General features: G+C 64.0%; 12 protein-coding genes and 1 tRNA gene. 6 read left to right on the top strand and 7 right to left on the bottom strand.

Annotated elements, in window-relative coordinates; genetic code table 11:
- The first annotated feature begins 176 nt into the window (after positions 1 to 176).
- The gene (locus R6U01_RS02960) at positions 177 to 731 is read left to right on the top strand and encodes a J domain-containing protein (RefSeq protein ID WP_410284971.1); all 555 of its coding nucleotides are present in this window, start codon (positions 177 to 179) and stop codon (positions 729 to 731) included.
- A 25-nt stretch (positions 732 to 756) separates the two neighbouring features.
- Here R6U01_RS02960 and R6U01_RS02955 read toward each other — a convergent pair whose 3' ends face one another.
- Positions 757 to 1,521: a molybdenum cofactor guanylyltransferase gene (locus tag R6U01_RS02955; RefSeq protein ID WP_410284970.1), complete on the bottom strand. Its 765-nt coding sequence runs from the start codon at positions 1,519 to 1,521 to the stop codon at positions 757 to 759.
- A gap of 163 nt (positions 1,522 to 1,684) precedes the next feature.
- Here R6U01_RS02955 and pdxS point away from each other — a divergent pair, with 163 nt between their 5' ends.
- Complete coding sequence (gene pdxS / locus R6U01_RS02950) at positions 1,685 to 2,593, top strand: pyridoxal 5'-phosphate synthase lyase subunit PdxS (protein ID WP_410284969.1); 909 nt, start codon at positions 1,685 to 1,687, stop codon at positions 2,591 to 2,593.
- Between the two features lie 182 nt (positions 2,594 to 2,775).
- Here the strand turns inward: pdxS and R6U01_RS02945 are convergent, their stop codons facing one another.
- Both R6U01_RS02945 and R6U01_RS02940 read right to left on the bottom strand, forming a co-directional pair.
- A complete protein-coding gene (locus R6U01_RS02945; RefSeq protein ID WP_410284968.1) occupies positions 2,776 to 3,837 on the bottom strand; it encodes a zinc-dependent metalloprotease in 1,062 nt (353 codons plus the stop codon).
- Positions 3,838 to 3,905: 68 nt separating this feature from the next.
- Positions 3,906 to 4,205 (bottom strand): hypothetical protein, encoded by a 300-nt coding sequence (locus R6U01_RS02940; protein WP_410284967.1) that lies wholly within the window; start codon positions 4,203 to 4,205, stop codon positions 3,906 to 3,908.
- A gap of 114 nt (positions 4,206 to 4,319) precedes the next feature.
- On the opposite strand from R6U01_RS02940, the gene R6U01_RS02935 reads away from it, so the two are divergent.
- From R6U01_RS02935 to R6U01_RS02925, 3 genes are all read left to right on the top strand, one after another.
- Positions 4,320 to 5,384, top strand: a complete 1,065-nt coding sequence (locus R6U01_RS02935) for a M28 family peptidase (RefSeq protein WP_410284966.1) — start codon at positions 4,320 to 4,322, stop codon at positions 5,382 to 5,384.
- A gap of 146 nt (positions 5,385 to 5,530) precedes the next feature.
- A tRNA-Glu gene (locus tag R6U01_RS02930) sits at positions 5,531 to 5,605 on the top strand.
- A 167-nt stretch (positions 5,606 to 5,772) separates the two neighbouring features.
- The gene (locus R6U01_RS02925) at positions 5,773 to 6,876 is read left to right on the top strand and encodes a tyrosine-type recombinase/integrase (RefSeq protein WP_410284965.1); all 1,104 of its coding nucleotides are present in this window, start codon (positions 5,773 to 5,775) and stop codon (positions 6,874 to 6,876) included.
- A 433-nt stretch (positions 6,877 to 7,309) separates the two neighbouring features.
- Here R6U01_RS02925 and R6U01_RS02920 read toward each other — a convergent pair whose 3' ends face one another.
- From R6U01_RS02920 to R6U01_RS02910, 3 genes are all read right to left on the bottom strand, one after another.
- Positions 7,310 to 7,654 (bottom strand): DUF5615 family PIN-like protein, encoded by a 345-nt coding sequence (locus tag R6U01_RS02920; protein ID WP_410284964.1) that lies wholly within the window; start codon positions 7,652 to 7,654, stop codon positions 7,310 to 7,312.
- Positions 7,654 to 7,962, bottom strand: coding sequence for a DUF433 domain-containing protein (locus R6U01_RS02915; protein ID WP_410284963.1), 309 nt, complete (start codon positions 7,960 to 7,962; stop codon positions 7,654 to 7,656). The genes R6U01_RS02920 and R6U01_RS02915 overlap by 1 nt, the downstream gene beginning before the upstream one ends.
- A 791-nt stretch (positions 7,963 to 8,753) precedes the next feature.
- Complete coding sequence (locus tag R6U01_RS02910; protein ID WP_410284962.1) at positions 8,754 to 9,914, bottom strand: tyrosine-type recombinase/integrase; 1,161 nt, start codon at positions 9,912 to 9,914, stop codon at positions 8,754 to 8,756.
- 140 nt (positions 9,915 to 10,054) lie between these two features.
- Here R6U01_RS02910 and R6U01_RS02905 point away from each other — a divergent pair, with 140 nt between their 5' ends.
- Positions 10,055 to 10,474 (top strand): hypothetical protein, encoded by a 420-nt coding sequence (locus tag R6U01_RS02905; protein ID WP_410284961.1) that lies wholly within the window; start codon positions 10,055 to 10,057, stop codon positions 10,472 to 10,474.
- An 82-nt stretch (positions 10,475 to 10,556) separates the two neighbouring features.
- Here the strand turns inward: R6U01_RS02905 and R6U01_RS02900 are convergent, their stop codons facing one another.
- Positions 10,557 to 11,180 (bottom strand): hypothetical protein, encoded by a 624-nt coding sequence (locus R6U01_RS02900; protein ID WP_410284960.1) that lies wholly within the window; start codon positions 11,178 to 11,180, stop codon positions 10,557 to 10,559.
- Positions 11,181 to 11,269 lie beyond the last annotated feature (89 nt).

The following is an 11,269-nucleotide window of genomic DNA, read 5'->3' as shown; positions in this document are numbered from 1 at the left end:
CCGCGAACCCGGGCGCCCGCGGACATAAACGGTACGGAGGGCGGCGGGTGCGAGCGTTCGGAGGGCGGCGGGTGCGAGCGTTCGGAGGGCGCGAGGGCGGTCGCGCGGCCCGCGAGCGGTCGCGACCGCCCCCGAATCGCCGAGACTCTTACAACGATGGACCCCTCAGTACGCACGTGACGAACCGGACGATCATCGTCGGCATGGCAGCGACGTTCATCGGGCTGACAGCCCTGCTCCTCGTCGCCGGAGTCGTGGTCTCGCCGGTCCTGCTGGCCGTGGCCGTGCCGTTCGGCGTCGTCTCGTACTTCCTCTGGTACCACGCCAGCGGGAAGCTCCGCGAGCGCGTCCGTCGCGAGGCGGCGCGAGCGGGTCCGACCGAGCGCGAGCAGGCCCGCCGCCGCGCCCGGACGGCCGAACACCGCCGCTCCGCGCATCGAACCGCGGGCGCGACCGACGGCGGCTTCGGCCGTGCGGCGGCCGGCGGCGCGAGAGGCGCGGCCGGCCCCGGCGCCGGCGGACGACGCGATCCGCGGGACAGAGCGCCGCCGACTCGCGGAATGGCCGCGTCCACGGCCTACGAGACGCTCGGCCTCGACCGCACCGCCGATCAGGAGACGGTCCGCGCGGCGTACCGAAAGCGGGCGAAGCGGCTCCACCCCGACGGCGAGGACGGCGACGAGGAGGCGTTCAAAGAGCTGAACGAGGCGTACGAGACGCTGAAAAACTGAGTCCCGGCCGACTCGGGATCTCGGGTCAACGGTCGCGGGTGTCGTCCGTGTCCGCGTCGTCCGAATCGCCGATGCCGGCCGTTTCTCCTCCGTCGCCCGTTTCTCCTCCGTCGCCCTCCCCGAGCGCCTCGGCGATGGCGGTCGCCGCGTCGGCGAACTCCTCGCGGGTGTTGACGTTCGTGAACGTCCGCGCCGTCGTCCGCGAGCGAATGGTCTCGTCGCCGACGACGACCCGGTCCAGCTCCGAAAGCGGTGCCACCACCTTGCGGTCGCCGCGGGCGAGCGCGCGGTCGCAGGCGGCGGCCATCGCCTCGGCGCGGTACACCGCCTGCGTCGTCTGGAACCAGCGGTCGTCGAGCTGCGGGACGGCCGCCTCGCGGCCCGCGGCGTCCCCGCGGAGAGACGCGAGGAACGCGGGGTCGACGAAGGGCATGTCGCAGGCGACGACGGCGACGTACTCCGACGCCGCGGCGCGGCAGGCGTTGCGGATCCCGGCCACGGGACCGAGGTCGGGCTCCTCGTCGAGCGCCCACGTGAGCGGGAGCCGGAGCCCGTCGAGCGCCGCGGCGATCGCCTCGCGCTGGTCGGGGCGACAGCTGATCACGAGGTCGTCGACGACGCGGTCGCCGCTCGCGGCGCGGGCCGCGCCCGGCGGGACCGGGTCGTCCGCTCCCGCGAGCCGGTCCGCCACCCGTCGGATCATCGGAACGCCGGCGAGTTCGGCGACCGATTTGTCGCGGTCGCCGAAGCGGGTCGAGTGCCCGCCGGCGACGATCGCTCCGGTCGTCACGGACGGATCTGCGTCGGCCGGGGACTTGCCGGTTACGGTGGTGTCGGTCGGGGCCGTTGGGACGGTTTCAGCCGGTCGCATCGAAGCGGTCCGTCCCGCCGTTTCAGCACCGCGAGCCTCCGAAAAGCGACCCGTTAAGTGGCCGGCGACCGATGGTTCGAACATGGCAGAGGCCACGGATTTGGAGGAGCTGAAGCGGGGGACCGAACTGGTCAAGCGCGGCTTCGCGCGGATGCAGAAGGGCGGCGTGATCATGGACGTCGTCAACCGCGAACAGGCCCGCATCGCGGAGGACGCCGGCGCGGTCGCCGTGATGGTGCTGGAACACGTCCCGGCGGACATCCGGAAGCGCGGCGGCGTCGCCCGGATGCCCGACCCCGAGCGGGTCCCCGAGGTCATCGACGAGGTCTCGATCCCCGTGATGGGCAAGTCGCGCATCGGTCACCGCAAGGAGGCGGAGATCCTGGAGGCGCTCGGCGTCGATATGATCGACGAGTCGGAGGTGCTCACGCCGGCCGACGACGAGTACCACACGGACAAGCGCGACTTCGCGTCGCCGTTCGTCTGCGGCGCCCGAAACCTTCCGGAGGCCCTCCGCCGCATCCGCGAGGGCGCGGCGATGATCCGTACGAAGGGCGAGGCCGGCACCGGCGACGTCAACCAGGCGGTCAAACACCAGCGCACCATCAAAAACCAGGTCCGGACGCTCACCGGCCTCAACTACGAGGAGCGGGAGAAGTGGGCCCGCGAGCACGGCGCCCCCCGCGACCTGGTCCACGAGACCGCCGAGGCCGGCCGGCTCCCGGTCGTCAACTTCGCCGCCGGCGGCATCGCGACGCCGGCCGACGCCGCGCTGATGATGTACCACGGCTGTGACGGCATCTTCGTCGGCTCCGGCATCTTCGGCGCGGAGGACCCCGCGGCGATGGGCAACGCCATCGTCGAGGCCGTCAACAACTGGGACGACCCAGAGGAGCTCGCCCGGATCGCGAGCGGGACCGGTAAGGGGATGAAGGGCCAGTCCAACGAGGACATGCCCGAAGAGGAGAAGCTGCAGGGTCGTGGCGTTTAAATAGGCCCTTTCGCCCCGACACCGGTCGACGAACCCGACCATCGCGCGACCGGATCGCCCCCTCACGCGACCGATTTATACCGAACCGACCGTCTAGCACCGAGCTTCTCGGGATTCGCCGCTCCTCCAGTTATCCCTGACCGGCGACGGCCGACTTCGACCCCGGTCGGCTCGTCGCTCGTTCAGGGATCGACCCGCACCAGCCACGCATCGGGGTCGTCGAGCTCGGTCCGGGTCGGGAGATTCTCGGGGCGCTCCCAGACGACGCCGGCGGCTTCGATCCCCCGAGCGTCGGCGACGTGTCGGAAGAAGGCGGCGCCGCGCTCGTACTGCCGGCGCTTCATGCCCAGTCCGAGCAGGCGCTGGGCGAGCCGTCGGATCGGTCCGCCGCCTCCGCGACGCTCGTCGAGCTTCCGCCGCAGGTCGGCGTACTCGTCGTCGAAGGCGCGGTCCATCAGCACCTCCGCGTACCCCTCGACCGCCGTCATCGCCGCCTGCAGCTCGCCGAACGCCTCCGTGTCGAGCCCGCCGAGCGTCACCTCGCGGCCCGTCAACCCCTCGACGCCGCGCTCGACGCGGGACTCGAGGTACTCCGGGAGCCACGGCGCCGCGCCGAACTCGGCCGCGTGGGTCACCTCGTGGAAGGCGATCCATCGCCGGAACCGCGGGTAGTCGACGTCGAGCGATGCCGCGACGGCGACGATGTTCGGGTGGACGAAGTAGAGGCCGTGGTCTGCGTCCGGCTCGTCGGCAAGCAGCAGGGGGTCGTACTGCCCGAGCACGTTCCGCGCGAGGAAGCCCAGCGCGAACGCCATCGTCCCGGTGTTGGTGATACGCGAGACGTCTCGGGAGAACGCCGCGACGGGACCGCCGGGGCCGACGCGGTCGTCAAAGCCGTCGGGGGCGCCGGGATTTCCGGGACCGCCTTCCGCCCCCGCCCGCCCGCTCGCCGCCGCCTCGATCGGCGCCATCACGTTCCGGAAGGTGTCGACGCTCGCGTCGATCCAGTGGTGGCGGTTCTGCACCTCGATCGCGTCGGGCACGTCGAACGCGATCCCCGCGACCTCGCCCAGCCGTGCGCGAGCCTCACGGACGTCGGTGGCGTAGCCCTCCCGCTCGGCGGCCGTGAGCGCGAGCGAGCCGGGGTCGGTGCTCGCCTTCGCGGCCGTCGCGGCCCGGTCCCAGTCGATGACGCCGCTGCCGGACGCCTCGGAGACCGTGCGCAGGCTTTGGAGAATGTCCATACGAACGGGAGGGGTGCCCGCCTCAAATCGCTTGTGTCGGTTCGGCAGCGACGAGAGCGTCGGTGCGATCAGTCGTCGCCGGCGATACCCGACGGGGTCTCGTCGTCGGAACGGAGCTTCGCGACGCCCACCGCGACGGCGACGAGCGCGATCAGCGCGAGCAGGAGCCCGGCGATCGACCGCGCCGAAACGCCGCCGTCGGAGTCGCCGTCGGTCTCGTCGGCGTCCGCCTCGATGACGTCCGCTGCCGTTTCTGATTCGATGGCCGCCGCCGGCTCGTCGGCCGCGCCGAAGAGCTCGAACGGACCGATCTCGATGTCGCCGTCGCCGAGGTGGATCTCCAGGATGGTGAATGACGAGTCTGTCATATCCCGTTGTTCGTGGGGCAACGGTTTAGTCGTGGCGGCGGTGCCGCGACGACCGGTGGGCGCTCGGCCGTCCGGGACCGGCGGATTCTTGCAGTTCGCCGCGCCACTCCCGTCATGCACGAGCGCGGCCGGACCTTTCTCGACGACCTGCTCGCGACCGCCAGTCCCTCCGGGTTCGAGGCCCCGAGCCAGCGGGTCTGGGCCGACTACGTTCGCGGGTTCGCGGACGACGTCTCCGCGGACGCGTACGGTAACGTCGTCGCAGTCCACGATGGCGACCCCGACGCACCGACGGTCGCGCTGGCGGGCCACGCCGACGAGATCGGGTTCATCGTCCGCGACGTGCTCGACGACGGCTTCCTCCGGATCGCGCAGATCGGCGGCTCCGACCGCACCGTCTCGAAGGGCCAGCACGTCACGGTCCACGCCGACGAGCCCGTCCAGGGCGTGATCGGCCAGACCGCGATCCACCTGCGGGACCCCGAGGAGGACGTGTACGACGAGATAACCGGCCAGTTCGTGGACATCGGCGCGGCCGACGCCGACGGGGCCCGCCGACACGTCGAGGTCGGTGACCCCGTCACGTTCTCGACCGACTGCGAGGAACTCGTCGGCGACCGGATCGCCGCCCGTGGCGTCGACAATCGCACGGGCACCTGGGCGGTCGCCGAGGGGCTTCGCCGCGCGGCCGCGCGCGATGTCAACGCCACCGTCTACGCCGTCTCCACCGTTCAGGAGGAGGTCGGTCTCCGAGGCGCCCGGATGGTCGGCGTCGACCTCGACGACGTGGACGCGTTCGTTGCCGTGGACGTCACTCACGCCACCGATAATCCCGACGTCGAGATCGAACGCCGCGGTCCCGTCACGCTCGGCGGCGGCCCCGTGATCGGCCGCGGAAGCGCGAACCATCCGGTTCTCGTCGCCCTCGCACGCGACGCCGCCGCCAACGCCGACATCGACGCACAGCTTCAGGCGGCGGGAACCCGAACCGGCACCGACGCCGACGCCTTCTACACCGCTCGCGGCGGCGTTCCGTCGCTCACCGTGTCGATACCGAACCGGTACATGCACACGCCCGTGGAGGTCGTCGACCTCGGCGACCTCGACGCGGTCGCCGACCTGCTCGCCGCGCTCGCCGATGGTGCGGACGACGCCGCCCCGTTCGCCGTCGACGTCTGAGGGGCGTGCCGTGCCGCGACCTCTCGACCCGAACTGCTCCCCGCTATCGCGGAACTCGGGTCACGCTAAACCGGGGCACGGCGCGGTCGAAACGGAACTGTTTTACAATATCCTGCCCTACCCGAAAATGCGTTGAACGGACGTGCGCTCTGGTAGTGTAGTCCGGCCAATCATATTGCCCTCTCGAGGCAATGACCGGGGTTCAAATCCCCGCCGGAGCATCCTTTTGCCGTCGTCGTCCTGCGATTTCGAGCCCGTGGACCGATCAACAACCCATGTGGCTTCACGATACTGCGATGCCGGTTGTCGGGACACCCCGACGCAGTACAGCGATTAGAAAAATTTGCCCTGCAATCCGACTCGCAGGACGCCCCTGGAGGGTCCAGCGATGGATCTGAGCGAGTTCGCTGTCGTGCCGCAACCGACCGCTGAGCGGCTCTCCCAGCGGCAACGCGTCGATTACCGAACCGAGCGCGAAGACGCGATCAAGTGGCTGCTCGCGTTCGGCATCGACCCGAAGAAAGCAAACGGGTACGCCGAAAGCACCGTGCAAAACCGGATTTACCGGATGGACCAGTTCTACCGATACGTCTGGGACGCCGAGAACCGATACACGACGGCCGTGACACACGATCACGCCGACGCATGGATGCAGGAACTCGCGTACGCTGACTGTAGCGACACGCACCGTGACCTGTGTCAGAAGGCCGTGCGGATGCTGTTCAAATGGCGAGCACACGAACGCGGCGACGACGAGTGGGACCCGGAAATCTCGTTCTCCAGCAGCTCCGGCACGACCGCGCCGCGAGACTACTTGACGCTCGCTGAGCGGAAACACATCCGGGAAGCTGCGCTCGAATACGGGAGCATCCCGTCGTACAACAACGTCTCCCCGCGAGAACGTCGCGAGATCGCCGCGTACCTCGCGCAGCGATTCGAGAAACCCGTCGACGACATCACGCGGGACGACTGGGACCGCGCGAACAACTGGAAAATCCCGAGCCTCGTTAGTGTCAGCCTTGACGCCGCGTTACGCCCAATCGAAGTCGAACGCGCCGTCACGTCGTGGGTCGACCTCGATAACGGGATCCTTCGCATCCCGATAGAGGACAGCTCGAAAAACGAGGACAACTGGCGAGTCAGTCTCGGCAGCCGCTCGGTGAACGTGTTGCGACGCTGGCTCGCTCAACGCGAAACGTACGAGCTGTACGACGGACGCGACGAACTGTGGCTCACGCGTGAAGGCAACCCGTACGCCTCAGCGTCACTCCGCCGGGTGCTCCACGAGTTGTGTGAGATCGCCGGGATCGACTACGAGGATCGACAGATGAGCTGGTACACGATCCGGCACTCTACCGGGACGTACATGACGAGAGAGGAGGACCTCGCGGCCGCCCAAACTCAGCTCCGACATAAATCTGCGAAAACCACGATGAAATACGATCAGGTTCCAGTCGAAGACCGCCGCGACGCACTCGACCGGATCGGATAATACCGGCCTTGTCTCGAACGGCAGGGCAATGTTCTGGATGAATTGTTGGACAGGCGCTTCCTCTCGATTTTTCCCGAAATACTGACGGACTCGGGTGAGACGAGTGCTGAATGAATGAGGCTCATGTGGTCGGTGTACTTGTCCGCAAGTCGGAGTGTCCCACGGCTGCCGCAGCAACAGCTGTAGACGCGATTATTTCTGCAGTGATGGGGGTGGTGACGCCGGCACGCTTTCGGGCGTTGCTAGCGCGGTTGCTGGGCTTGATTCGGCGTTGTATCGCTGCCTGACCGGTGGGTGCGTAACACCTCCGAGACACCTGAATTGAGAGCGGTAGCTATGGATTTTTGGCTCTGTTGAAATCCTTCGGAAGTGATACACTCTGACCGGGGTGGTCAGTACAGGGGACTCACGTACCGCTCGCTTAATTCGTGATTCACAGCCAGTCAGTAGTAACGTACGTCACTGTGTCCATCGCCTCTCGGTTGGGGAATGCTTCGATAACTCGCTGGACGATATGGTAAAGTTCGTGCGAGGAGAGCGACTGGTCGGGGACGTAGAATACCCCGCTGTGAGAGTCTGCCGGCATCTGGACAAAGTCGTCGTCACTGGTGACAATAAGACGTCCCTCTTGGACGGCGTACAGACGAATCGTGGTGTCGTCGACGCCTTCTCCCAATTCGCTCACGTCGACGACACACTCTACGTCGTGGCCTGCTTTGTCGAGTTTGTCAGCCAATGGAGCCGCGATGTTCTCGTCAAGCAGAAACGACACCCGCATCACGACGATTCTGGCAGATCCTCGGGGCCGGTGATGATGCTCGGGTCGTCTTTTGCGGCTTCGTGAAGTTCTCGACGGCGTTCTTCGACCGTCCGCATCTCTTCGGGGTGGTCGTGATAGTACGCCAGTGCGTGGTAGACTTCGGACGTAGTGAGGTCAAAACGGTCCGCAACCGTCTGTGCGTCGAGGTCGCGCTCTTCGACCAGCGCGTGGATGTGGCTCACGGTGATTCGCCGGTCCCGAATGTGGGGCTCGTCGTGAATATCCGACTCGTCACCTGAGACGACGGTGTTCATCTGTTTCGACATAGGGTCGAATACCAGTGCAGTGGCCTTCAGTCTTTGCCGGTGCAGGCAATCGGCCGCGGAGTCTTTGTAGGTGAGGACTCACGTACCGCTCGCTTCGTTTCAGTGCGTTCGTCCGCAGAGAGGCGCGCGTATCTCGGACAGTTCCCAGCGATACAAACTCCGAGTGAAGCGAGCAGTACGCACTCTTCAGTGACCGACTGTTTCAGACGAGAACGTATCTGAAGAATAGGATTTCAATAGAGCCGGATTTTTGGTACTGGTTCGTTCGTGGTCTCGCCTGGTGTCTATGAGTACGGTAAGCGAATGGTGCCGTCGCGCGGGTAATCCTTCTGAAGGTGGAACGTGCGTATTGGATCGAGAGTCCATCGTGATTGCCAGGACTCTCGCGGCGATGGATCCTCGTGCACGCCGTCGAACCTCTCGATTTCGGCCCGCTCATCTGTTACATGCCGTTTAATCTACTTAAAAACCCGGATAGTTGCTGGTGAGGCAACTTCGACTCGCAGGACTCACACGTAACCTTGATCGAGACTCGACGTTGTTTTCGCGCTACTCTCCGCGATTGAGCTTCGAGCGACCGAGGCTGCACCTACCGAAGAACAGACAAAACACTCAAAAGCAGTGCCACTACGCACCACAGCAACACGTGTGGTTCACTCTACAACGCCAGTAGTGCCGCGCTCGTGAAGAACATCGGCTCGCCGAGGGCACGTCACTAACCAGGTCACGCGTCCGCATCGCAGTTCGCTGCTTGATGAACGCTCACGGCGGAGCGGTCGTTCGGTCGCCGATTATAACTGTGCGAGGTGGTCTCGAACGCTTTCATCTGGCGGGTGGATGTACCGGAGTGTTGACTCGATGCATTTGTGTCGGAGCTGTCGCCGGATCTCCTCGATGTTATTCGTGATTGTTGCGAGGTAAGTGGCGAGCGAGTGCCGCAGGGAGTACCACGAAATGTCTCGTCCCGCAATCGCAATGCCGGCTTCCTCCATGAGCGATCGAAGCCGGTTCCCGAGCGGCCCGGACGTGAATGCATTGCCCTCCCTTGTCAACCACAGCAACTCGGTGTCGTCGTACGCTGGATCTGCTGCGCGTTGCTCCATCCATTTTTCCAACGACACGCCGGTTCGCGAGTTGAACGGAGTTTCCCAGCACACATCGTTTTTTGTTGACTCGTCTTTCGGGATTTCCAGCCGGTTCGCTTCTAGATTCACCCACCCGACTTTCGCTCTCTCGATCTCGATCGGACGGAGCGCCGTATCAAGCGTGACGTGGAACAACGACGGGTACTTCCAACACCGATTCGCATCCTTCCAGTCACTCGGTGTGACCTCACTCTTCGGTTTCCCGAGCCGCTGTGCGAGCAGCGCACGGATCCGATCGCGTTCCTCTGGCGTACAGTTGTTATACTGCGTGACGGATTCATACTCAAGCACTGCTTCGCGCAGCGCTTTCCGCTCATCTAGTGTGATCGGGTCAGCCATCGGCCTCTCGCGTTGCTCGTTATCGAACAACGTGTGTGGCCGCCACACGTCACCGCCACGCTGATCCGCCCGCCACCTTTTGTACGCGAAAACCGCGCACGCATGCTTGCGTTTCGTCGATTCAGCGTACGGCTCTCCGGAGTCTTTCGTAATCTCATCGTCTTCGAGTTGTTCGACGTACCAGTCCGCGAGATCGTTCGTGACAATGAGTGTGTACCCGCCATGCTCTTTCCAAAGCCGCGGCAGCGTGCGACCCAGTCGTTTGAGATTGTTCGTTGCCGTGCTTGGCTCGTACCCTGTCGGGTTCCGTGCTGTCGGGCTGAGCCCGCTCGTAAGCATCCACTCCAGAAAATCGTTCATTTCCGCGAAGAAATCGGTTTTGCGTCGCTGCCCGAGCGTCTCTTGATACATGTTTTGCAGTACGTCTCGTGCCTCAAGCGTGCTTGCCTGAGCGGTGCTGGTCTGCATAGACGAGCAGTGAACCCGGGTTTAAAAAGCTAAATCTGAGTGACAATCGATCGCCACACACAAAAATTTATGTACAGTGATTCAAACGGCGTCGTGAGCCTCCGAGGGTTTATCAGTAACCCCACTTAGAACGGTGTGCTATGACAGAGAAAGACGAACTCTTCCTGTTCTTTCACCGTGAAGGGGCATATGAGCTGTGCGCAGCACTGCTTGATGCGCAGCGAACACGACAAACACTCATTGAACTGACCGATGTTCCCACACGGTCACTCGACCGACGGATCGCAGAAGCACGCGAATTATCACTCATCGAATTCGTTCCAACGGTCAAGTCCGAGCGCGTAGTCGCGTTACAACCCGATACCCTTCCGGAGCCATTCCATAGACGGTGTACAGCCCTTCTTAAGTATCATCGTGCAACGACACAAAACGGCCGCCGTGGTGACGCATCGTTCCGACCCTTACACCGCGACAATCTGAATGAACCGCAGCATCACGACGCGCCGCTAAAGCACATGAACTCCTTCAGTGGGCGTAGTCGCTTCAAACGCAGACGGTGAGAAAGCAACCTCATTCACGGTCGATTCCGTCGCAGTCATCAGACCGAACAACGGAACTGCGGTCCACTACCCGAGACGTACTCTACCCAACCTTCCCGTGCCGTTTGGCTGCATACATCGTTAACTCTCCGCCTTTAACTGGCCCCTCCGTCCGGTACGTGAGATAGTTCGGAGAGAGGCTCACAGAGACCGGCATCGTCGCTGGGACAAGTGGAGTTACGTCTTGGAGGCGGTCGGTAGAAACAAGAAGGGAAACGACTGAGTTACCGCTGCTGGCAGCTCGGCGAACAGGGTGATAATAGCTGAATGAATCTGGACACTCGTCACCGTCTGCGGTGAACTTGACGGACTCTTCGATGGGGTTGAACTGCACGTGAAGTTCTGATCCGATCAGGTCAGCTACGGTGACCGCCCGGTCAATCACCTGATTTTTAAGTGAAAATTTGGAGTCTGTCTTTGTTGAGAGACGGTTGTACACGCGGTGAGCGAGTTGTTTACTTAACGGAGGGTGCCGGTATGTGAACCCCCCAGATCGGAGAGTGATAGTTGAATTTGGCGTTTCAGACGGCAAATAAATCGTGACGTCATCGCTGGCTCCCGCCCGGATTATCTTCGCAATACGTGGACGGTGTATCCAACAGGTGTCTGTCACTCCATCAGTGGAGAGCACCGCGGAGTCTGTTGAGAGTGAGTAGTCAAGGTACACGATTTTATCCTCCGAACACGCTTGTAAGCGCAACCTCTCCTCATTGATGTCAATACGGCATTCCCCGTCAACTCGAATAGCCATCGCTA

The sequence above is a fragment of the Halorubrum sp. genome, assembly GCF_046498025.1.
In the GTDB taxonomy this organism is placed as follows: domain Archaea; phylum Halobacteriota; class Halobacteria; order Halobacteriales; family Haloferacaceae; genus Halorubrum.
The sequence above is the reverse complement of the archived record's forward strand: the minus strand, read 5'-3'. Positions and strand labels throughout refer to the sequence as shown.

Excerpts from the sequence above, each read along its gene's own strand:
- R6U01_RS02915 (WP_410284963.1), bottom strand. The coding sequence starts at position 7,962 with ATGTCGAAACAGATGAACACCGTCGTCTCAGGTGACGAGTCGGATATT.
- R6U01_RS02905 (WP_410284961.1), top strand. The coding sequence starts at position 10,055 with ATGACAGAGAAAGACGAACTCTTCCTGTTCTTTCACCGTGAAGGGGCA.
- R6U01_RS02945 (WP_410284968.1), bottom strand. The coding sequence starts at position 3,837 with ATGGACATTCTCCAAAGCCTGCGCACGGTCTCCGAGGCGTCCGGCAGC.
- R6U01_RS02910 (WP_410284962.1), bottom strand. The coding sequence starts at position 9,914 with ATGCAGACCAGCACCGCTCAGGCAAGCACGCTTGAGGCACGAGACGTA.
- R6U01_RS02920 (WP_410284964.1), bottom strand. The coding sequence starts at position 7,654 with ATGCGGGTGTCGTTTCTGCTTGACGAGAACATCGCGGCTCCATTGGCT.
- R6U01_RS02935 (WP_410284966.1), top strand. The coding sequence starts at position 4,320 with ATGCACGAGCGCGGCCGGACCTTTCTCGACGACCTGCTCGCGACCGCC.
- R6U01_RS02940 (WP_410284967.1), bottom strand. The coding sequence starts at position 4,205 with ATGACAGACTCGTCATTCACCATCCTGGAGATCCACCTCGGCGACGGC.
- R6U01_RS02925 (WP_410284965.1), top strand. The coding sequence starts at position 5,773 with ATGGATCTGAGCGAGTTCGCTGTCGTGCCGCAACCGACCGCTGAGCGG.
- pdxS (WP_410284969.1), top strand. The coding sequence starts at position 1,685 with ATGGCAGAGGCCACGGATTTGGAGGAGCTGAAGCGGGGGACCGAACTG.